At 67.8% G+C, this 19,381-nt stretch carries 23 protein-coding genes and 1 pseudogene; 16 read left to right on the top strand and 8 right to left on the bottom strand.

The features are described 5' to 3' along the window. From bcsA to L810_RS23605, 3 genes are all read left to right on the top strand, one after another. A partial coding sequence (gene bcsA / locus L810_RS23615) for a UDP-forming cellulose synthase catalytic subunit (protein ID WP_042975819.1) occupies positions 1–2,126 on the top strand: 2,126 nt, incomplete at its 5' end. 27 nt (positions 2,127–2,153) lie between these two features. Then, a complete protein-coding gene (gene bcsG / locus L810_RS23610) occupies positions 2,154–3,710 on the top strand; it encodes a cellulose biosynthesis protein BcsG (protein ID WP_021160834.1) in 1,557 nt (518 codons plus the stop codon). After that, positions 3,692–3,895, top strand: coding sequence for a hypothetical protein (locus L810_RS23605; RefSeq protein ID WP_042975818.1), 204 nt, complete (start codon positions 3,692–3,694; stop codon positions 3,893–3,895). The genes bcsG and L810_RS23605 overlap by 19 nt, the downstream gene beginning before the upstream one ends. An 81-nt stretch (positions 3,896–3,976) precedes the next feature. On the opposite strand, the gene L810_RS23600 is transcribed toward L810_RS23605, so the two are convergent. From L810_RS23600 to L810_RS23585, 4 genes are read right to left on the bottom strand one after another with little or no spacing between them, the layout of a single operon-like run. Next, positions 3,977–4,858: a pirin family protein gene (locus tag L810_RS23600; RefSeq protein ID WP_021160832.1), complete on the bottom strand. Its 882-nt coding sequence runs from the start codon at positions 4,856–4,858 to the stop codon at positions 3,977–3,979. A gap of 32 nt (positions 4,859–4,890) precedes the next feature. After that, positions 4,891–5,283, bottom strand: a complete 393-nt coding sequence (locus tag L810_RS23595) for an OsmC family protein (RefSeq protein ID WP_021160831.1) — start codon at positions 5,281–5,283, stop codon at positions 4,891–4,893. Positions 5,284–5,329: 46 nt separating this feature from the next. Then, on the bottom strand, positions 5,330–6,910 hold the full coding sequence (locus L810_RS23590) for a cation:proton antiporter (protein ID WP_021160830.1): 1,581 nt from the start codon (positions 6,908–6,910) through the stop codon (positions 5,330–5,332). Between the two features lie 10 nt (positions 6,911–6,920). Further along, positions 6,921–7,181: a DUF1427 family protein gene (locus L810_RS23585; RefSeq protein ID WP_021160829.1), complete on the bottom strand. Its 261-nt coding sequence runs from the start codon at positions 7,179–7,181 to the stop codon at positions 6,921–6,923. Here L810_RS23585 and L810_RS47460 point away from each other — a divergent pair. Further along, positions 7,180–7,455 (top strand): hypothetical protein, encoded by a 276-nt coding sequence (locus tag L810_RS47460; RefSeq protein WP_124923208.1) that lies wholly within the window; start codon positions 7,180–7,182, stop codon positions 7,453–7,455. The genes L810_RS23585 and L810_RS47460 overlap by 2 nt on opposite strands. 8 nt (positions 7,456–7,463) lie before the next feature. Continuing rightward, positions 7,464–8,150 (top strand): hydrolase, encoded by a 687-nt coding sequence (locus L810_RS23580; RefSeq protein ID WP_021160828.1) that lies wholly within the window; start codon positions 7,464–7,466, stop codon positions 8,148–8,150. Between the two features lie 22 nt (positions 8,151–8,172). Here the strand turns inward: L810_RS23580 and L810_RS23575 are convergent, their stop codons facing one another. Further along, entirely contained in the window at positions 8,173–9,096 is a 924-nt protein-coding gene (locus L810_RS23575) for a LysR family transcriptional regulator (protein WP_021160827.1), read from the bottom strand. A 118-nt stretch (positions 9,097–9,214) separates the two neighbouring features. Between L810_RS23575 and L810_RS23570 the strand changes: the two genes are divergently transcribed. The 6 genes and pseudogenes from L810_RS23570 (at position 9,215) to L810_RS48720 (ending at position 11,561) form a co-directional block, all read left to right on the top strand. Beyond that, the gene (locus tag L810_RS23570; RefSeq protein WP_021160826.1) at positions 9,215–9,382 is read left to right on the top strand and encodes a DUF1427 family protein; all 168 of its coding nucleotides are present in this window, start codon (positions 9,215–9,217) and stop codon (positions 9,380–9,382) included. 19 nt (positions 9,383–9,401) lie between these two features. Then, positions 9,402–9,602 (top strand): annotated as a pseudogene (locus tag L810_RS45550) (hypothetical protein); the annotation flags it as partial. Positions 9,603–9,627: 25 nt separating this feature from the next. Next, the gene (locus L810_RS47455; RefSeq protein ID WP_021160825.1) at positions 9,628–9,804 is read left to right on the top strand and encodes a hypothetical protein; all 177 of its coding nucleotides are present in this window, start codon (positions 9,628–9,630) and stop codon (positions 9,802–9,804) included. A gap of 25 nt (positions 9,805–9,829) precedes the next feature. Further along, complete coding sequence (locus tag L810_RS23560; protein ID WP_042975815.1) at positions 9,830–10,744, top strand: glyoxalase; 915 nt, start codon at positions 9,830–9,832, stop codon at positions 10,742–10,744. Then, positions 10,741–11,436 carry a YoaK family protein gene (locus L810_RS23555; RefSeq protein WP_021160823.1) on the top strand — a complete coding sequence of 232 codons (696 nt, stop codon included), beginning with the start codon at positions 10,741–10,743 and terminating at the stop codon, positions 11,434–11,436. The genes L810_RS23560 and L810_RS23555 overlap by 4 nt, the downstream gene beginning before the upstream one ends. Beyond that, a complete protein-coding gene (locus L810_RS48720) occupies positions 11,433–11,561 on the top strand; it encodes a hypothetical protein (RefSeq protein WP_021160822.1) in 129 nt (42 codons plus the stop codon). The genes L810_RS23555 and L810_RS48720 overlap by 4 nt, the downstream gene beginning before the upstream one ends. A 91-nt stretch (positions 11,562–11,652) precedes the next feature. Here the strand turns inward: L810_RS48720 and L810_RS23550 are convergent, their stop codons facing one another. Continuing rightward, positions 11,653–13,239 (bottom strand): acid phosphatase, encoded by a 1,587-nt coding sequence (locus L810_RS23550; RefSeq protein ID WP_021160821.1) that lies wholly within the window; start codon positions 13,237–13,239, stop codon positions 11,653–11,655. 224 nt (positions 13,240–13,463) lie between these two features. On the opposite strand from L810_RS23550, the gene L810_RS23545 reads away from it, so the two are divergent. The 3 genes from L810_RS23545 to L810_RS23535 all read left to right on the top strand — a co-directional run bounded on the left by L810_RS23545 (position 13,464) and on the right by L810_RS23535 (position 15,846). Further along, a complete protein-coding gene (locus L810_RS23545; protein WP_021160819.1) occupies positions 13,464–14,849 on the top strand; it encodes a cytochrome-c peroxidase in 1,386 nt (461 codons plus the stop codon). 128 nt (positions 14,850–14,977) lie between these two features. Further along, complete coding sequence (locus L810_RS23540) at positions 14,978–15,364, top strand: hypothetical protein (protein ID WP_021160818.1); 387 nt, start codon at positions 14,978–14,980, stop codon at positions 15,362–15,364. 11 nt (positions 15,365–15,375) lie between these two features. After that, positions 15,376–15,846: an NUDIX domain-containing protein gene (locus L810_RS23535; protein WP_021160817.1), complete on the top strand. Its 471-nt coding sequence runs from the start codon at positions 15,376–15,378 to the stop codon at positions 15,844–15,846. Between the two features lie 70 nt (positions 15,847–15,916). Here L810_RS23535 and L810_RS44080 read toward each other — a convergent pair whose 3' ends face one another. Together L810_RS44080 and L810_RS23525 are read right to left on the bottom strand one after the other, a co-directional pair. Continuing rightward, the gene (locus L810_RS44080) at positions 15,917–16,360 is read right to left on the bottom strand and encodes a hypothetical protein (protein WP_021160816.1); all 444 of its coding nucleotides are present in this window, start codon (positions 16,358–16,360) and stop codon (positions 15,917–15,919) included. 135 nt (positions 16,361–16,495) lie between these two features. Then, positions 16,496–18,205 carry a glutamine--tRNA ligase/YqeY domain fusion protein gene (locus tag L810_RS23525; protein ID WP_021160815.1) on the bottom strand — a complete coding sequence of 570 codons (1,710 nt, stop codon included), beginning with the start codon at positions 18,203–18,205 and terminating at the stop codon, positions 16,496–16,498. A gap of 244 nt (positions 18,206–18,449) precedes the next feature. On the opposite strand from L810_RS23525, the gene L810_RS23520 reads away from it, so the two are divergent. Together L810_RS23520 and L810_RS23515 are read left to right on the top strand one after the other, a co-directional pair. Beyond that, positions 18,450–18,659, top strand: a complete 210-nt coding sequence (locus L810_RS23520; RefSeq protein WP_011351716.1) for an ornithine acetyltransferase — start codon at positions 18,450–18,452, stop codon at positions 18,657–18,659. A gap of 178 nt (positions 18,660–18,837) precedes the next feature. Further along, positions 18,838–19,381, top strand: a 544-nt coding sequence (locus L810_RS23515; RefSeq protein WP_042975814.1) for an RBBP9/YdeN family alpha/beta hydrolase, incomplete at its 3' end; no start/stop codon positions are given.

Raw genomic sequence — 19,381 nt, 5'->3', positions numbered from 1 at the left:
CGCGCGCGAACGGCGTCGGCCGGCGCCGCTGGCTCGCGCCGCTGCTGCTGGTGGCCGGCGCACTGCTGTGGGCCGCGGCCGGCATGTCGCCGCTGATGCCCGGCGCCCAGTTCGCGTTCTTCGCGATCGTCGCGGTGCTGGCGCTCACGCTGCGCCGCCTGCCGGGCCATCTGCCGACGCTCGCGCTCGCGTCGCTCGCGCTGCTCGCGACGGTGCGCTACGTGTGGTGGCGCACCACGCAGACGCTCGATTTCCGCGGCCCCGTCGAGGCCGTCGCGGGTTACCTGCTGTACGGCGCGGAAGCCTATACGTGGATGATCCTGCTGCTCGGCTTCGTGCAGACGGCCTGGCCGCTCGACCGGCCGATCGTGCCGCTGCCCGACGATCCCGACACCTGGCCGACCGTCGACATCTACATCCCGACCTACAACGAGCCGCTGTCGGTCGTGAAGCCGACGGTATTCGCCGCGCAGAGCATCGACTGGCCGAGCGCGAAGCTGCGCGTGTACCTGCTCGACGACGGCCGGCGCCCCGAGTTCGCGGCGTTCGCGGCCGAGGCCGGCATCGACTACCTGACGCGCGACGACAACCGCCACGCGAAGGCCGGCAACATCAACCGCGCGATGCCGAAGACGCACGGCGAATACATCGCGATCTTCGACTGCGATCACGTGCCGACGCGCTCGTTCCTGCAGACGACGATGGGCGTGTTCCTGCGCGACCCGAAGTGCGCGCTGGTGCAGACGCCGCACCATTTCTTCTCGCCCGATCCGTTCGAGCGCAACCTCGGCACGTTCCGCGAGATCCCGAACGAGGGCAACCTGTTCTACGGCCTGGTGCAGTCGGGCAACGACCTGTGGAACGCGACGTTCTTCTGCGGCTCGTGCGCGGTGCTCAAGCGCAGCGCGCTGGAAGAGGTGGGCGGCGTCGCGGTCGAGACCGTGACCGAGGATGCGCACACGGCGCTCAAGCTGCACCGGCGCGGCTATACGTCGGCGTACCTGCCGACCGTGCAGGCGGCCGGCCTCGCGACCGAAAGCCTCGCGGGTCACGTGAAGCAGCGCACGCGCTGGGCGCGCGGGATGGCGCAGATCTTCCGCATCGACAACCCGTTCCTCGGGCGCGGGCTCGGCCTGATCCAGCGGATCTGCTACGGCAACGCGATGCTGCATTTCTTCTACGGGATTCCGCGGCTCGTGTTCCTGACGATCCCGCTCGCGTACCTGTTCTTCCACCTGTACTTCATCAACGCGTCGTCGCTCGCGCTCGCGAGTTACGTGATCCCGTACCTCGTGCTCGCGAACGTCGCGAACTCGCGGATGCAAGGGCGCTACCGCCATTCGTTCTGGGCCGAGGTCTACGAGTCGGTGCTCGCGTGGTACATCGCGCTGCCGACCACCGTTGCGTTCTTCAGCCCGAAGCACGGCAAGTTCAACGTGACCGACAAGGGCGGCAAGATCGACGAAGGTTACGTCGACTGGTCGACGTCGAAGCCGTATCTCGTGCTGTTCGGGCTGAACGTGCTCGCGATCCTCGCCGGCATCTGGCGGCTCGTGGCCGACCAGGGCGACGAGGCGTCGACGATCCTGATCACGCTCGGCTGGACCGTGTACAACCTCGCGATGCTCGGCGCCGCGCTGGCCGTCGCGCGCGAGACCAGGCAGGTGCGCGTCACGCACCGGATCGCGATGCGCGTGCCGGCCACGCTGCTGCTCGCCGACGGCTCGACGGCCGCATGCTTCACGAGCGACTACTCGACCGGCGGCCTCGGCCTCGAAGCGGTGCCGGGGCTCCCGGTCGCCGTCGGCGACACGCTGACGGTGTGCGTGACGCGCGGCGACCGGCCGTTCCCGTTCCCGGTGCGCGTGACCCGCGTGACGCCGACCCATATCGGCGTGAGCTTCGAGGAACTGACGCTCGAACAGGAGCGCCAGCTCGTGCAATGCACGTTCGGGCGCGCGGACGCGTGGCTCGACTGGCACGAAGGCCAGCGCGTCGACACGCCGCTCGGCGGGTTGAAGGAAGTGCTGCGCATCGGCCTGGATGGTTATGTACGGATGTGGAAGGGTGCGGCGCGCGGCCTGCAGGCCATGCTGGCGCCGAAACTCGATCGGGCGCGCGACTGACGCGGCGCTCATCATGGAGTGGGTTAGATGACGTTCTGGAATCTGTATTTCATCCTGAAGTTCGCGCTGTTCGCGACCGGGCACCTGCAGCCGTTCTGGCTCGCGAACCTCGCGTTCGCGGTGGCGCTCGCGATGAGCGCGCCGATCCGGCGGCGTGCATGGCGCATCGTCCGGCAGGTCGTCGCGATCGCGATCGCCGTGCCGCTACTCGCGCGCGAGCTGCATGCGCCGCCGCTTGCCCGTCTCGCCGAGGCCGCGCAGGAAGTCAGCACGTTCCGCCTCGACTACTGGATGGAGCTGCTGCCGCGCCTGCTGCCGCCCGTGCTGGTGCTGACGGTGGCCGGTGTGCTGATCGTCTACTTCATCGTCAACCGCTGGCTGCGCGTCGCGACCTTCGTGCTGGCCGTGCTGGTCGTGATGCCGCTGTGGCAGGCCGGCAGCGGGCTGATGGCGCGCGTCGTCGCACCGCTTCCGCAGCAGGCGAACGCGGCAGGCACGACGCTCGCCGGCCAGCCCGAGGACCACAACGCCGCGCTCGCGACGTTCCGCACGCAGGAGTCGCAGCGACAGGTCGCGTTCGGCCACCTCGGCAGCGATCCGGCCGCCCAGTTCGACGTGATCGTGCTGCACATCTGCTCGCTGTCGTGGGACGACCTCGATGCCGCGAAGGCGCGCAACCATCCGATGCTGAGCCATTTCGACTACCTGTTCTCGAACTTCAGCACGGCCGCGAGCTACAGCGGCCCGGCGGCGATCCGCGTGCTGCGCGCGAGCTGCGGGCAGGAAGCGCACGCCGACCTGTACAAACCCGCACCGCAGCAGTGCCACCTGTTCTCGCAACTGGCGAGCGCCGGTTATTCGGTGCAGTCGCTGCTGAACCACGACGGCCACTTCGACAACTTCCTGCAGGTGATCCACGACAACATCGGCGTGGCCGACGCGCCGATGATCTCGAACGCGGCCGCGCCCGTTGCGATGCACGCGTTCGACGGCTCGGCGATCAAGGACGACTACACGACGCTCGCGAACTGGTACGCGCAGCGCGCGTCGGTGCAAGGCCCGGTCGCGCTGTACTACAACACGATCAGCCTGCACGACGGCAACCGGATCGTCGGCAGTTCGCTGACGAGCATCGACTCGTATCCGCAGCGCGTGACGAAGATGATGGACGACTTCGACCGCCTCGCCGACCTGATCGCGCAATCGGGCCGCCGTGCGGTGATCGTGTTCGTGCCCGAGCACGGCGCCGCGCTGCGCGGCGACAAGTACCAGGTCGCGGGGCTGCGCGAGATCCCGACGCCGCGCATCGTGCACGGGCCGGTGGGCGTGCGGCTCGTCGGCTTTGCCGGCAATCACGGCGCGACGACGGTGATCGACCAGCCGACCAGCTTCCTCGCGCTCGCGCAACTGCTGTCGAACCTCGTGTCGAACAGCCCGTTCAAGCCGGGCACGACGCTCGCGCAATACGCGGCCGACCTGCCGCGCACGCGGATGGTCGGCGAGAACGAGGGCACGGTGACGATGCAGACGGCCGAGGGTTACTCGGTGAAGACTCCGGATGGCGTATGGATCGACGAACAGTAATGCTGCACGGTGACGGCGACGACGATCGCCTGTCGCAACCGAACGACGTGCTCGGCCTCGCACGGCATCTGCCCGCGCTCGATCCCGGGCGTTATGTCGACGAGCAGGCGCGCCGTGCGTTCATCGAGTCGCTCGACCGCTGGCCGACACTGGCGAAGCTGATGGGATTGAAACCGTCGGCGTAACACGGACGGGACGACGGCCGGCATGCGTGCCGGCCGTCGGATGCCTGCGGGCGATCCTGCCTGTCGTGCCTATTGCGTCTATTACGCCTTGCGTTCCGGCTGGCGCGTCCATTCGTTTTCTTCGCCCGGCACCTTGCCGAAGGTCTGATCGGCCCACGCGGCGCGGGCCGCGTCGATCTTCGCGCGCGCGCTCGACACGAAATTCCATTCGATGAACCGCTCGCCCGGCAGGTGCGCACCGCCGAGCAGCATCACGCGTGCGCCGCTTGCGCTGGCGAGTGCCACGGTCGCGCCGGGTTCGAGCACGGCCATCGTCGCGGGGGCGAGCGGCGTGCCGTCGATGGCGAGGTCGCCGTCGACCAGGTACACGCCGCGTTCCTCATGTTCGGCATCGAGCGCGAGCGTGCCGCCTGCCGCGAATTCCGCATACGCATAGAGCGTCGGCGAGAACACGGCGACCGGCGACGCGAGCCCGAACGCGGTACCCGCGATCACGCGCACGGTCGTGCCGTCACGCGTGAACGACGGCAGCGTGTCGGCCGGATGATGGACGAACGCGGGCGCGGTGTCTTCATGCTCGACCGGCAGCGCGACCCAGGTCTGGATCCCGTGCACCGGCTGCTCGCGCGGCCGGTCTTCGTCGGGCGAGCGCTCCGAATGCACGATGCCGCGGCCGGCCGTCATCCAGTTCACGTCGCCCGGCACGATCTTCTGCCGGAAGCCGAGGCTGTCGTGATGCATCAGCGAGCCGTCGAACAGGTAGGTGACGGTCGCCAGGCCGATGTGCGGATGCGGCAGCACGTCGATGCCGCGGCCGGCCGGCAGCACGGCCGGCCCCATCTCGTCGAAGAAGATGAACGGGCCGACGAGGCGTGCGGCGCGCGCGGGCAGCACGCGGCGCACGACGAGGTTGCCGATGTCGCTTTCGCGCGGCGTGAGCAGGGTCTTGATCGAGGCGGACATGGTGGGGATTCTCGTGGTCGATGCGGGGCGCGTCAGGCGATCGCCGTGTCGATGGTGATCGGATGCGAGAGGATCTTGTGCACCGGGCAGGCGTTCGCGATCTGCAGCAGGCGTTCGCGCTGTTCGCCGGACAGGTCGCCGTCGAGCGTGATGCGGCGCACGATCGTGCTGCCCGCGCTGCCCGATTCGTGCGCGAGCTTCACGTGCACTTCGGCGAGCGGCCAGCCCTTGCGTTGCGCATACATCTTCAGCGTGATCGCGGTGCATGCGCCGAGGCTCGACAGCAGCAGCGCGACGGGCGTCGGCGCGGTGTCGCCGCCGCCGAGCGGCGTGGGCTCGTCGGCGCGCCACTGGTGGACGCCGTCGGTGAAGTGGACGAGGTAATCGACGGCGCCGATGCTTGCTTCGACGGACAGTTCGCTCATTGCAGTTCCATAAGGAGAAAGGGGGAGGCGGCGGCTTGGCCGGGCTTCAGGGTTCGAGCAGGCGCTGCAGGCGCAGTTCCTCGAAATCGAGTTCCGATTCGATCCGGTGCAGGACCGTGTCGTCGACCTTGCCGTCGCGATGCAGGTCGAGCAGCGCGCGGCGCGACACGCCGACGAGGTCGAGTTCGACGCGCAGCATGCGCGCCCGCACGTTGGCCGGTTCGGTGCCATGACGAAACGCGCGTTCGTTGAAGGTCACGCGGTTCCGGTATTCGGCGAGCAGGCGGTCGAGCGAAGGGCGTTCGAGGCTCGACCCGCGCTGTTCGAGCGCGTCGAGTTCGGCGAGCGCCGCGCCGAACGTATGCGCGCGCACCGCGTGCTCGGACATCGTGTGCCGTGCGGCCGGGCGCAGCTTCAGTACGCGGATCAGCGGCGCGAGCGTGCCGCCCTGCACGACGAGCGTCGCGATGATCAGCAGGAACGTGCTGAACAGGATCAGGTCGCGGCCGGGGAAGGTGGCCGGCAGTGCGATCGCGGCCGCGAGGCTCACGACACCGCGCATGCCCGACCAGCCGAGCACGACGGCTTCGCGCCACGACCACGGCGCGTGGCCCGCGCGCGGCGCGCGCAGGCGGCCCGGCAGCCACATCGCGACGAACACCCATACGACGCGCGCGCCGATCGCGGCGGCGGTGGCGGGCAGCGCGACGCGCAGGCCGGCCATCAGCACCGCGCCTTCGTGGTTCACGCGTGCGAGGATCGCGTGCAGCGCGAGGCCGATCAGGATGAACACGAGCGCGTCGAGCACGAACACGATCGCTTCCCAGGTCGCCTTCGCCTTGATCCGCATGTCGGCGTCGAACACGCGATGCTGGCGCACGCCGAGCACGAGGCCGCAGGTCACCACCGACAGCACGCCTGAGCCGTCGACGGCTTCCGCGATCCCGTAGCTGCCCCACGCCATCGCGAAGGTCACGACGATGCCGAGCATCGGGTCGCGCAGGCGCGGCAGCACCCAGCACATCGCATGGCCGCACGCGAGGCCGACCGCGATGCCGATCAGCGTCAGCGAGAAGAACAGGCCGGTGGCGCTGGCGGCCGTGATCGATACCGCCAGCGCGGCCGACACGGCCATCTGGTACAGCAGCAGGCCCGACGCATCGTTGACGAGGCTCTCGCCTTCGAGCACCGCGACGAGCCGCGCGGGGAGCGGGTGGCGCTGCAGGATCGCCTTCGCGGCGACCGCGTCGGGCGGCGACACGATCGCACCGAGCGTGAAGCAGGCGGCCCACGGCAGTGCCGGGTTCACGGCATGCACGGCGAGCGCGACCGCGACGGTGGTGAAGACCACCGCGCCGAGCGCGAGCGACGCGATCGATGCGAGCTCCTGCCGGAATTCCTTCCACGCGGTGTAGAACCCGCTCGACATCAGCAGCGGCGGCAGCACGGCCGCGAGCAGCAGCGCCGGGTCCATGTCGGGTACACGCTTGCCGGCGACCGCGACCACGCAGCCGCCGAGCAGCAGCACGACGGCCGGCGGAATCGAGATGCGTTCGGCGAGCCATGTGAGCGCGCCCGCGCCGCAGATCAACAGCAGCAGGTAATGAAACAGTTCGACGTTGGTCATGAGCCTGGCGTCACGACGGCTTGCGGTCGTTGGCGGCGCCGCCCGGCAGCGTACCGAACATGTGCTGGCCGCATTGTGCGTCGTGCCATGCGGTATTGAGCCGGTAGCCGGACAGCATCCGGCGCGCGAGCGGGAGGATCTGCTCGCCGGCCAGCATGCCGAGCAGGCCGAGGAGCGCGATGATCGGCGGCGCCGGCGAATTCACGCCGAGCGCGCCGTAGATGACACCGGCGAGGATGCCGGCGAACAGCGACAGAAAATACGGTTTCATGATGAAAACCTCTCGTGACAGGCTGGTCGGGCGCGAAGGCGGCGCCTTCAATGTGCTGGAAGCGTATCGGTTTTACGTGCGGAAAAAAAGGGCGGACAGCCTTCGGAGCCCCTCTCTTTCGGAATTCGATCGATTCCATTTCTTGGATGTTCGGGCCGCGACTTTTCCGATTAAATGGCTGCAACCGGAACACGCCGCTCCGGGGCGACGCACAGCCGGCTCCTCCGCCATCCCGGTCGAGGCAAGCCTTGAACGTTTCCAGACCAAAGGATGATTCGCGCCATGAGCAACGCCAAGCTTGAAGTCCTTACTCCCCACAATAGCCAGATCATCTTCATCGACCAGCAGCCGCAGATGGCGTTCGGTGTGCAGTCGATCGATCGCCAGACGCTGAAGAACAACGTCGTCGGGCTTGCCAAGGCCGCGAAGGCGTTCAACATTCCCACCACGATCACGACGGTCGAAAGCGACAGCTTCTCGGGTTACACCTACCCTGAACTGCTCGACGTGTTTCCGAACCAGAAGACGCTCGAGCGCACGTCGATGAACTCGTGGGACGACCAGAAGGTGCGCGACGCGCTGGCCGCGAACGGCCGCAAGAAGGTGGTCGTGTCCGGCCTGTGGACGGAGGTCTGCAACACGACGTTCGCGCTCTGCGCAATGCTCGAAGGCGGCTACGAGATCTACATGGTGGCCGATGCGTCGGGCGGCACGTCGAAGGACGCGCACGACTACGCGATGCAGCGGATGATCCAGGCCGGCGTCGTGCCGGTCACCTGGCAGCAGGTCGCGCTCGAATGGCAGCGCGACTGGGCGCGCCGCGACACCTACGACGCGGTGATGGCGATCGCGAAGGAGCACTCGGGCGCGTACGGGATGGGCGTCGACTACGCATACACGATGGTCCACAAGGCCGCCCAGCGCACCGCGACGCCGCACGAGTCGATTCCGGCCGTGCCGGCGAAGTAACCGGCCGCGTGTTGCCGCCCGGTCAGACGGGCGGCAGCGCCCATGGCGCGTGCGACAGGTGTTCGACGAGAAAGTCGAGCAACGCCGTCACGCGCGCGGCGCGCAGCATGCCGGGCGGCGTGACGAGGTTGACGTTGATATCGGGAATTTTCCAGTCATGCATCACTTCCTCGAGCGCGCCGCTTTGCAACTCGTCCCACACCAGGAACGACGGCTGCAGCGCAAGGCCCTGGCCGGCGATCAGCGCGGGGCGGAGCACGTCGGCGTTGTTCGCGCGAATGCGGCCGCGCACCGGCACGCCGAATTCCTCGCCCGACGTCTTGTGGCGGAAGCGCCAGAATTCGGGCGTCGGGATGTTCGTGTAGGTCAGGCATACGTGCTGGTCGAGTTCGCTCGGATGAGTCGGCCGGCCGTGCCGGTCGAGATACGCGGGCGACGCGACGAGCGGCCGGCGCACCGCGCACAGGCGGCGCGCACGCAGCGACGAATCGTTCAGTTCGGCAATCCGGATCGCGACGTCGAAGCCGCCGGACACGATGTCGACGAAGTGGTCGGTCAGCACGAGATCGACGTCGACGCGCGGATAGCGTTCGAGAAACGCGGGCAACAGCGGCGCGAGATTGCACAGGCCGTAGGACATCGGCGCGTTCACGCGCAAGAGGCCGTGCGGTTCGAGCGCATGCGCGGAGGCTTCGCCTTCGATCAGTTCGGCATCGGCGAGCAGCCGGATCGCGCGATCGCGCAGCAGCTCGCCGGTCGGCGTGAGCGACAGCTTGCGCGACGTGCGGTACAACAGCATCGCGCCGAGGCGTTTTTCGAGGCGGGCGATCGCTTTCGACACGGTCGGTTGCGATACGCCGAGCAGGTCGGCGGCCTTGGCGAACGAACCGGTCTCGGCGACGCGCGCGAAGATGGCCCAGGCTTCGAGATCGGGAAGGTGTTGCATGGCTGGAAGGCGTGGCAGGCAAGCGAAGCGGGTGGGGCGGCAGCGGATCGCGCCGCGAGCGCATGGCGCCCGTACGGGCGGAAATGCGGGGTCATTCTAATCCAGTCGTGAGGAGCGTATGGAATCGTATGTCGTTTCATTGGGTGCCGGCATGCTGGTCGGCGTCATGTACAGCGTGGTCAAGGTGCGTTCGCCCGCACCGCCGCTGATTGCCCTGGTCGGGCTGGCCGGCATGCTGGCCGGCGTCGCGGCCGTCGCACCGGTCCGTCACTGGCTCGGTTTCTGACTGGATCGAAGGCACATTGATGAACGCACCCGCCACTCGACCGGATCTGATCCTTCACAACGGAAGGTCCAGGACCCTCGACCGCGCGAACCCGTCGCTCGCGCTTGCAATGGGCATGCTCGAGCGGCAGGTGGCGATCACGCGTGCGCCGCAATGGGCGCGCGTGGCCGGCGGTTTCACTGAGCACCCGTTCGCCGGGAAGCGCCTGCCGACGATCGACGTGGCGCGGCGACGGCGGCCCCGGCATGCCGACGCTCGTCGCGATGGCGGTGGCGCACGACTTCCGGAACCGGACGGGCGCTGCGCATTTCATGGCGCTCGACAGCTTCTTCGAGCATCTCGGGCTGATCGCGGCATGCGTGTTCGCGACGCGGCTCGCCGATGCGAAGTATCCGGCCGGCAACGGCCGTGCCACTCGATGACGATCAACAACAAGGACATCCAGTCATGAAAACGATTCGTTCCGCCTTGCTCGCGCTGGCGATCGCCGCCGGCCTCGTCGCGGCGCCGGCCGTGTACGCGAAGCCGCCCGTCCTGCCGGCGGCCACGCCGACGCTCGCCGTCGGGCCGCAATACGACACGACGCACGTGTACGTGGCGCCGGAGGATTTCGATCGCTTCACCGACAGCTTCGTCGCGACGTTCGGCGGCAGCAAGTCGAAGCAGGGCGTGTTCCAGGTCACGCCGACACCGAGCCAGACGATGTCGCAGCTCGTGTTCACGCCGGCCGGCACGATCTCGGTGTTCGGCTTCAAGACGCCGACTCCCTGGCCGTTCGGCGCGGAGCGCACGGGTTATCTCGTCACCGACATGGACGCGGCGATGAAGGTGGCGCGCGAGCATGGCGCGGAAGTGATCGTCGACACGTTCCCCGATCCGATCGGCCGCGATGCGGTGATCGCGTGGACGGGCGGCGTGAAGATGCAGCTCTACTGGCACACGCAGGCGCCGAAGTACGATCCGCTGCAGACGGTGCCGGAGAACCGCGTGTACGTGTCGCCGCAGAGCGTGCGCAAGTTCGTGCACGACTTCGTCAAGTTCTCGAACGGCAAGGTGGTGTCCGACGATCTGAAGGCGCCCGGCGTCGAGATCGGCCGCCCGGACGACACCTATCGCCGCATTCGCATCACGTCGGGCTTCGGCAAGATGACGGTGCTCGTGACGGACGGCCACCTGCCTTATCCGTACGGGCACGAGACGACGGGCTACGAGGTGCCGGACCTGGCCGCAACGCTGGAGAAAGCCAGGGCGGCCGGCGTCGACGTGCTCGTGCCGCCGTACATGGCGGACGGGCGCGACGCGGCGCTGGTCCGGTTCCCCGGCGGTTATGTCGCCGAGATCCACGCGGGGGCGGCGCGATGAAGCACGAGGATACGATTCTTGCCGCGGTGGCCGGCTTCGTCGACACGCTGAGCTTCGTCGCGCTGTTTGGGCTGTTCACCGCGCACGTGACCGGCAACTTCGTGCTGATCGGCGCGGGGGCCGCCGGGTTCGGCCAGGGCATCCTGCTGAAGCTGAGCGTGTTTCCCGCGTTCGTGTGCGGTGTCGTCGCGAGCAGCCTGATCGCACGCGCGTTTTCCGGGCGGTCCGCGTGGCAGGGCACGCGGGCGCTGCATGCGGTCCAGGCCGTGCTGCTGCTCGGCTTCTGCGCGGCCGGCGTGTGGGCGTCGCCCGTCACGCAATCCGACAGCCTGCCGGTGCTGCTGGCCGGCATCGTCGGCACGTTCGCGATGGGCATCCAGAACGCGCATCCGCGCGTGATCGCGCGCGCCGGCGTGCCGAACACGGTGATGACCGGCAACGTCACGCAGGCGATTCTCGACGTCGTCGACCTGCTGTCCGCCGGCACGCCCGACAGCGTGCGCACGGCGGCACGCGCGCGCTTCGCGAAGATGTGGCCGGCGATCGTCGCGTTCGCGCTCGGCGCGACGGCCGGCGCGCTGGGCTTTCGCCATCTCGGGTTCTGGGCGCTGCTGGCTCCGGCCGTCGTGCTTGCGGGACTGGCGGCCTGCGCGGGGATGTCGGCCGGCACCGCCGCGCGGGAGCATGCGTGATCGGGCCGCGCATTGCGCAGCAGGTCGATGCGGCGTCGGGCGACCGGCATCCGCACGACGGCCGTGTCGAGGCAGGCGGGCACAACGCGGACCCTGTCGGGGTCGCGCTGAAGTACGGCGGGTGACGCGCGCGTTCCAATGAAAAAAGGGCGGCCGGGAGGCCGCCCTTCGTGCGTTCGGGCCGGCGATGACACCGGCCCGCCTGTCGCGATGCCGTTACAGGTTCGGCGACAGTTGCAGCGCGTTCGTCAGGTCGCCCATCGGCTGCCCACCGTTGGCCTTCAGCGCGTCGTCGCGCTGTTGCAGGCCGGCGAGGCGCGGCAGCGAGAAGCGGCGCGTGATGAAGCGCAGGATCGACGCGGTGTCGTACTGCGTGTGGTCGACGAAACCCTTCTTCGAGAACGGCGACACGATCAGCGCCGGAATGCGCGTGCCCGGGCCCCAGCGGTCGCCCTTCGGCGGCGACACGTGATCCCAGAAGCCGCCGTTTTCGTCGTACGTGACGACCACGACCATGTTCTTCCACTGCGGGCTCGCCTGCAGGTGCGCGAGCACGTTCGCGATGTGCTGGTCGCCGCTCGCGACGTCCGTGTAACCCGGGTGTTCGTTCAGGTTGCCCTGCGGCTTGTAGAACGCGACCTGCGGCAGCGTGCCCGCGTCGATCGCCTTGATGAACTCGCTGCCGTCGGTGCCGCCGTCGAGCAAGTGCTGCGCGCGGCTCGTGCTGCCCGGTGCCTGGTTCGCGTAGTAGTTGAACGGCTGGTGGTGCGGCTGGAAGTTCGGCGCCGTCATGTTCGGGCCGTAGATCACGTTCGCCGTGCCGCTTTGCGCGGCCTGCAGTGCCTGGTTCCACGCACCGCTGTACCACGCCCACGACACGCCCGCGTTGGTCAGCAGGTCGCCGATGTTCTGTTGCGACTGCGGCGGCAGCGTCGTCGCGGCCGACGGGTCGGCGAGGTTCGGATCGCCGCCCGAAGCCGCCTTGTTGCCGCTCGGCTGGTACGGCGGCTGCATCGTGTTGATCGCGTAGAAGTCGGGCGTCAGGTTGCCCGAGTTCACGAACTTCGGCGCGCCGTCGAGCGCGGAAGCGGGCGAGTTGCTCGCGAGCTGCAGCGACTTGCCGTCGGCGGCGACGGCCGAGATCGAACCGGCGGCCGGGCTCTTGTCCGCGTTCGCGTAGAACGGCGCGCACGCGCAGATCAGGTACTGGTGGTTCAGGAACGAACCGCCGAACGCACCCATGAAGAAGTTGTCGGCCAGCGTGAACTGCTGCGCGATCTTCCACAGCGGCAGCTTCGTCGCGTCGGGCGTGTAGTGGCCCATCACGAGGCCGCCCGAGTCGGCCCATGCGGCGAACATGTCGTTCTTGCCGCCGTTGATCTGCATCTGGTTCTCGTAGAAGCGGTGATACAGGTCGCGCGTCGTCACGCTCATCGGCGTGTTGAAGCCGTTCGGGTCGTCGATCGCGAACGGCGCGTTCGGCAGGTTGGCCGTCATCGCCTCGGTCACGGCCGGCGTCACGCCCTTCGCGGTCAGGCCGCCCCAGGCCTTCGGCAGCGTCGCGAGCGGCTGGCCGTTGCGGTCCTTCTGCTGTGCGCTGGCCGCGGTCACGTTCTGCAGGCCGTTCGCGCCAGGGAAGTTGCCGTACAGGTTGTCGAAGCTGCGGTTTTCCGCGTAGATCACGACGACGTTCTTGACCGTCGACAGGCCCTGCTGCTGCACGTCGTCGCCGCCGCAGGCGGTGAGGGCGGCGGCCGCGGCAACGGCGATCGGTGTAAAGCGAATCCAGGCGTGGTTTTTCATCCGTTGTACTCTCTATCTCTCTCTTGTCGCGTGGGGAACCGGCGCATTCGTGTACCGCCGGTTCGCGAGGTGACCGTGGCATGTCCGGCTGCACGCATTTTGAGGGTGCGATTTGACAGGCGGGTGTAGGCGTCCTTTCGATTGGCTGTCGGTGAGTCGTCATGTAACGGTCATGCGGCTGACATAAACTCCGGCCGCTCCTGAACCTACTTTCCGACGAATCGATGAAGCCTCGCCAACCGACAGCCGGCGCATTCGCGCATTCGTGGCTGCATCTCGCCGGCGCATTCGCGCTGGCCGCCACGCTCGTCACCGTTGCCGGCTGTGACGGACAGCCCGGTGCCGGTACGCCGTCCGCGCAGGCCGCGAGTGCGTCGGGCGCGCCGGACGGTGCGCACCCGGTTGCGTCCGCAACGGTTGCCGCGAGCGGCGCCGTGGTCGCGACGAACCAGCCGCAGACGCGCGCACAAGTTTACGAAGGCGTGCGCCGGATGACGGCCCTCGGCAAGCAACTTTTCTTCGACCCTACGCTGTCAGGTTCCGGCAAGCTCGCGTGCGCGTCGTGTCACAGCCCCGATCACGCATTCGGGCCGCCCAATGCGCTGGACGTGCAGTTAGGCGGCGACGACATGAAGCATCCGGGCTTTCGTGCGGTGCCGTCGCTCAAGTACCTGCAGGGCGTGCCGCAGTTCACCGAGCACTTCCACGATTCCGACGATGAAGGCGACGAGAGCGTCGATGCCGGCCCGACGGGCGGCCTCACGTGGGATGGCCGCGTCGATACGGGCGCCGAGCAGGCGCGCATTCCGCTCACGTCGCCGTTCGAGATGAACAGCTCGCCGGCGAAGGTCGCGCAGGCCGTGAAGGCCGCGCCGTACGCGCAGGAGTTCCGCGCGGTGTTCGGCGTGAAGGTGCTCGACGACGATGCGGCCACGTTCAAGGCCGTGCTGCGCGCGCTCGAAACCTTCGAACAGACGCCCGAGCTGTTCTCGCCGTACACGAGCAAGTACGACGCGTATCTCGCGGGCCATGCGCAGCTCACACCGGCCGAAATGCGCGGGCTGCAATTGTTCAACGACGAAAAGAAGGGCAACTGCGCGAGCTGCCACATCAGCCAGCGTGCGCTCGACGGCACGCCGCCGCAGTTCAGCGATTTCGGGCTGATCGCGATCGCGGTGCCGCGCAATCGCGCGCTGCCGGTCAATCGCGACCCGCGCTTCCACGACCTCGGCGCGTGCGGGCCCGAGCGCACCGACCTGAAGGGCCGCGACGAATTCTGCGGGCTGTTCCGCACGCCGTCGCTGCGCAACGTCGCGCTGCGCAAGACGTTCTTCCACAACGGCGTGTATCACACGCTCGAGGACGTGATGCGCTTCTACGTCGAGCGCGACATTCATCCGGAGAAGTTCTATCCGGTCGTGCACGGCAAGGTGCAGATCTACGACGATCTGCCGAAACGCTACTGGCCGAACATCAACCGCGAAGCGCCGTTCGACCGCAAGCGCGGCGAGCAGCCGGCGCTGAACGCGGCCGAGATCAAGGACGTGATCGCCTTCCTCGGCACGCTGACTGACGGATATCGGCAAACGGCCGCGCCGGCCGGCCACTAGAAGGCGGTGCGGGCGGCACGCATGCTATCCTCGCTCGCTGACAGGCGCAGTGTGCGTGCCGGAGGGCCGGCCCCCGGTTTGCCGGCATGCGCGTTGCGCCGTTTGATCGAACATCCAAGGAGAACAACATGTCGATGCGTGCATCCCTTTCCGTCGTCACGCGCGTGCTGGCCGGCGCCGCGTGCGCAGCCGCGATGCTGCCCGCCCATGCGCAGAACAACCTGAACTTCCTGAACGACACGCCGATCAGCTATTTCAGCAAGGCCGACCGTGCGTCGCTCACGAAGGCGGTTGTGCAAGCGCGCGATGAAGGCAAGGACGGCGAGGCCACGACGTGGCAGAGCAGCGGCCGCGGCACGCAGATCGATGCGAAGCTCACGCCGACCACGACCGAGACGGACGGCAAGACCTGCCGCGAAATCGCCACCGAAATCACCGCGAAGGGCCAGACGATGACGCTCAAGCCCGTCTATTGCAAGACCGACGCGGGCAAGTGGCAGTTGCAGAAGCGCTGAGCACGCGTGTGATGAAGCGGGGCGACGCGCCGCGCACGGTGTCGTGCGGCGTCGTGATCCTCGATGCGACCGGCCGCGTGTTCCTCGCGCACGCGACGGACACCACGCACTGGGACATCCCGAAGGGGCAGGGCGAGCCGGGTGAATCGCCGGCCGACGCGGCGCTGCGCGAACTGCTCGAGGAAACCGGCATCGCGCTGGCGCCGGCCCGGTTGCTCGATCTCGGCCGCTTTGCGTACCGGCACGACAAGGATCTGCACCTGTTCGCGGTGCAGGTGGCCGAAGGCGAGATCGATCCGGGGCAGTGCACGTGCACGTCGCTGTTTCCGAGCCGTCGAGACGGCTCGATGATTCCCGAGATGGATGCGTATCGCTGGACCGTGCCGGCCGACATCGACGCGTATGCGAGCCGCAGCCTCGCGCGGCTGTTTCGCACGAAGCTGTCGCTGGTGGATCTGCATCGGCGGTTGACGGGCGCGTAACCCCGGCATGCAATAAAAAAACCGGCGCAAGCCGGTTTTTTCATGGTTCGTCCGATGCGCGGCCGGTGAGTCAGGCCAGCCATCGATCGGTGTCGCGATGCTGGTCGAGGCCGATTGCTTCGAACTCGTCGAACGCGTCGCCCTTGGCGACGCCGAGATGGCGAAGCGCTTCGTTGATCGCATGGTCCGACACGATGAGCGGGCCGCTTGCGCGGCCATCCGCGAAGCGCGCATGCGCCTGGGTACCGCTGCCGCCAAAGAATTCGGCTTCGACATAGGCCAGTGCAGCGTGCGCGCTCAACTGTTCACATAGCGACAGAAGTGCCGGCGGCAGCACCGTGTCGTCTCCGTCGGTCAACGGGCAGAACGGGATCGCGTGAGCGTTCCGGAACGCGGTGTCGAGCGGGATCATGTCGATGTCGCCGCGGAGGCGGACGACGCGCAGCCCCCGCGGCAGCGGCGCGGACGCAAATGCGCCGGATCTGGCGACGATGGCCTGCAGCGAATAGGGCATGGCGATGGTTCCTGACGTGGCATTCGGGGCAGGCCGCCCCGGCGAGCGGGCAGTCGGGCTGCGCATCGGCGCAGCCGTTGCCGCGCATGACGAACGCACAGGCGCGGGCGACCGGCGCCGCGCCTGTCCGATCCGTCAGGCCGGCTTGCCCCAGCTGTCGCGCAGCCCGACGATCCGGTTGAACACGGGCTTGCCCGGCTTCGAATCGACACGATCGGCCACGAAGTAGCCGTGACGCTCGAACTGCACGCGCGTTTCCGGCGCGATGTCGCTGTTGCCCGGCTCGACGTACGCCTGGACGATCTTCTTCGAATCGGGATTCAGCGCCTCGAGGAAGTTCGCGCCGCCCGCGTCCGGATGCGGCTCCTTGAACAGGCGGTCGTAGATTCGCACTTCGGCCGGCTGCGCATGCTTCGCGCTGACCCAGTGGATGTTGCCCTTGACCTTGTAGTTGTTCGCGCCTTCGGTGCCCGACTTGCTGTCCGGGAAGTAGTTGCAGTGCACGGCCGTCACGTTGCCGTCGGCGTCCTTGTCGAAGCCCGTGCACTCGATCACGTAGCCGTAGCGCAGGCGCACCTTGTTGCCTGGGAACAGGCGGAAATAGCCCTTCGGCGGGTTCTCGACGAAATCCTCGCGCTCGATCCACAGCTCGCGCGAGATCGGGAACGTGCGCACGCCGCGATCCGGATGGTGCGGATGCACGGGCGCCGTGCACGCTTCCTCGAGGTCTTCCGGGTAGTTGTCGATCACGAGCTTCAGCGGATCAAGCACGGCGACCGTGCGCGCAGCCTTGTCGTCGAGGTCGTCGCGCAGCGCGCCTTCGAAGACGCTCATGTCGATCCACGAATCGATCTTCGTCACGCCGATCCGCTCGCAGAACAGGTGAATGCTCTCCGGCGTGAAGCCGCGGCGGCGCACGCCGACGATCGTCGGCATCCGCGGGTCGTCCCAGCCGTCGACGTGGCCTTCGGTGACGAGTTGCAGCAGCTTGCGCTTGCTGGTGATCGCGTACGTGAGGTTCAGTCGCGAGAATTCGATCTGTTGCGGCAGCGGGCGCGTGAACATGCCGGCTTCCGCGAGTTCGTTCAGCACCCAGTCGTACAGCGGGCGGTGATCCTCGAATTCGAGCGTGCACAGCGAATGCGTGATGCCTTCGAGCGCATCCGAGATGCAGTGCGTGTAGTCGTACATCGGGTACACGCACCACGCGTCGCCGGTGCGGTAGTGATGCGCGTAGCGGATCCGGTAGATCACCGGGTCGCGCATGTTCATGTTCGGCGAAGCCATGTCGATCTTCGCGCGCAGCACGTGCTCGCCTTCCTTGAACTCGCCAGCCTTCATGCGGCGGAACAGGTCGAGGTTTTCTTCCGGCGTGCGGTCGCGGAACGGCGACGGCTTGCCGCCTTCGGTCAGCGAGCCGCGGTTCGCGCGCATTTCTTCCGCGCTCTGGCTGTCGACGTATGCCTTGCCGCGCTGGATCAGCAGCTCGGCGAATTCGTACAGCTTGTCGTAGTAGTCGCTCGCGAAGTACTGGTGATCGACCGCGTCCTTGCGCCAGTCGAAGCCGAGCCAGCGCACCGCGTCGACGATCGAGTCGACGTACTCGACGCTTTCCTTTTCCGGGTTCGTATCGTCGAAGCGCAGGTGGCACACGCCGCCGTAGTCGCGTGCGACGCTGAAGTTCAGGCAGATGCTCTTGGCATGGCCGATGTGCAGGTAGCCGTTCGGCTCGGGCGGGAAGCGTGTTTCGACGCGGCCGCCCCATTTGCCGGTGCGGTTGTCGTCGTCGATGATGTTGCGGATGAAATTGGAAGCCGCGGGGGCGTCGTTGCGTTCGGTGCTCATGCGGATGGCGTCAGGTTGTGTCGGCGCGTCGCGCCGGTTTAATCCCGTGATTCTACCTGACCGGGGTCCGTCCCGCGCGGCTGGCGGCGCGGCAGGCGCGGGTTTCGACGGATTATCTCGATATTGTGTCGGCTGTAACACGACGTAAATCGGATTGCCCGGCCCGTTTGGCGTTGCCTATGATGGCTTCACCGATTCAATGCCGCCGCTCGCATGACCGCGCGGCGAGAGGACACCAACAATCATGATGAAGAAGACCACGTTTATCGTTCGTACCGCCGTGATCGTCGCGGCCCTGTCGCAACTCGGCGCGTGCGCCATGACGCATACGCAGCGCAATGCCGGCATCGGCGCGGCCGCGGGCGGCGCGCTCGGCTACCTGGTGACGGGCGGCCCGCTCGGCACGGTCGCCGGCGCCGCGGCGGGCGGTATCGTCGGCGCGAACGTGCGCTGATCGATGACATGACGCGAGCCGCGTGCCACGCGGCTCGTCGTCCGGTCGCGACGCCGTCCCGCACGCGTCCCGGCCCCATGCACATCCTTCCGGTTTCAGACAGGCAGCATCAGGGAGGAACGGGTGTGCGACACTGCGTCGACGCCATATAACGATTTCACCCGTCGACGCACCTTCCATGAGCTCATTCCCCGTTCTCGTCCTGCCGGGTTACGCCAATTCGGGCCCGCTTCACTGGCAGAGCCGCTGGGAGCGTGCCGATGCACGTTTCTCGCGCGTCGCGATGCCCGACTGGGACCGTGCGTTCCGCAACGGCTGGTGTCTCGCGCTCGATCGCGCGATCGAAGCCGCTCGCGGGCCGGTGCTGATCGCCGGCCACAGTCTCGGCACGCTCACCACCGCGTGGTGGGCGACCCGCTATGCGCGCCCGGCCGCGCTCGCGAAGGTGCGCGGCGCGCTGCTCGTCGCGTTGCCCGACCCGGGCGGCCCCGCGTTTCCGGCCGATGCGCACGGCTTCGGGCCCGTGCCGCTCGAACGGCTGCCGTTTCCGACCTGCGTCGTCGCCAGCAGCGACGATCCGTACGGCTCGTCCGCGTTCGCGCGCCGTTGCGCGAACGCATGGGGCAGCGCCTTCCACGATATCGGCCCGCGTGGCCACATCAATGCAGACAGCGGGCTCGGCGACTGGCCCGAGGCGCGCGGCTGGCTCGACGCGCTCGCCC

Source organism: Burkholderia sp. AU4i (assembly GCF_000466765.1).
GTDB classification, from domain to species: Bacteria; Pseudomonadota; Gammaproteobacteria; order Burkholderiales; family Burkholderiaceae; genus Burkholderia; species Burkholderia cepacia.
This window is presented reverse-complemented; position numbering and strand designations above follow the sequence as displayed.

Excerpts from the sequence above, each read along its gene's own strand:
- bcsG (WP_021160834.1), top strand. The coding sequence starts at position 2,154 with ATGACGTTCTGGAATCTGTATTTCATCCTGAAGTTCGCGCTGTTCGCG.
- L810_RS23605 (WP_042975818.1), top strand. The coding sequence starts at position 3,692 with ATGGATCGACGAACAGTAATGCTGCACGGTGACGGCGACGACGATCGC.
- L810_RS23600 (WP_021160832.1), bottom strand. The coding sequence starts at position 4,858 with ATGTCCGCCTCGATCAAGACCCTGCTCACGCCGCGCGAAAGCGACATC.
- L810_RS23595 (WP_021160831.1), bottom strand. The coding sequence starts at position 5,283 with ATGAGCGAACTGTCCGTCGAAGCAAGCATCGGCGCCGTCGATTACCTC.
- L810_RS23590 (WP_021160830.1), bottom strand. The coding sequence starts at position 6,910 with ATGACCAACGTCGAACTGTTTCATTACCTGCTGCTGTTGATCTGCGGC.
- L810_RS47460 (WP_124923208.1), top strand. The coding sequence starts at position 7,180 with ATGATGAAAACCTCTCGTGACAGGCTGGTCGGGCGCGAAGGCGGCGCC.
- L810_RS23585 (WP_021160829.1), bottom strand. The coding sequence starts at position 7,181 with ATGAAACCGTATTTTCTGTCGCTGTTCGCCGGCATCCTCGCCGGTGTC.
- L810_RS23580 (WP_021160828.1), top strand. The coding sequence starts at position 7,464 with ATGAGCAACGCCAAGCTTGAAGTCCTTACTCCCCACAATAGCCAGATC.
- L810_RS23575 (WP_021160827.1), bottom strand. The coding sequence starts at position 9,096 with ATGCAACACCTTCCCGATCTCGAAGCCTGGGCCATCTTCGCGCGCGTC.
- L810_RS23570 (WP_021160826.1), top strand. The coding sequence starts at position 9,215 with ATGGAATCGTATGTCGTTTCATTGGGTGCCGGCATGCTGGTCGGCGTC.
- L810_RS47455 (WP_021160825.1), top strand. The coding sequence starts at position 9,628 with ATGCCGACGCTCGTCGCGATGGCGGTGGCGCACGACTTCCGGAACCGG.
- L810_RS23560 (WP_042975815.1), top strand. The coding sequence starts at position 9,830 with ATGAAAACGATTCGTTCCGCCTTGCTCGCGCTGGCGATCGCCGCCGGC.
- L810_RS23555 (WP_021160823.1), top strand. The coding sequence starts at position 10,741 with ATGAAGCACGAGGATACGATTCTTGCCGCGGTGGCCGGCTTCGTCGAC.
- L810_RS23550 (WP_021160821.1), bottom strand. The coding sequence starts at position 13,239 with ATGAAAAACCACGCCTGGATTCGCTTTACACCGATCGCCGTTGCCGCG.
- L810_RS23545 (WP_021160819.1), top strand. The coding sequence starts at position 13,464 with ATGAAGCCTCGCCAACCGACAGCCGGCGCATTCGCGCATTCGTGGCTG.
- L810_RS23540 (WP_021160818.1), top strand. The coding sequence starts at position 14,978 with ATGTCGATGCGTGCATCCCTTTCCGTCGTCACGCGCGTGCTGGCCGGC.
- L810_RS23535 (WP_021160817.1), top strand. The coding sequence starts at position 15,376 with ATGAAGCGGGGCGACGCGCCGCGCACGGTGTCGTGCGGCGTCGTGATC.
- L810_RS44080 (WP_021160816.1), bottom strand. The coding sequence starts at position 16,360 with ATGCCCTATTCGCTGCAGGCCATCGTCGCCAGATCCGGCGCATTTGCG.
- L810_RS23525 (WP_021160815.1), bottom strand. The coding sequence starts at position 18,205 with ATGAGCACCGAACGCAACGACGCCCCCGCGGCTTCCAATTTCATCCGC.
- L810_RS23520 (WP_011351716.1), top strand. The coding sequence starts at position 18,450 with ATGATGAAGAAGACCACGTTTATCGTTCGTACCGCCGTGATCGTCGCG.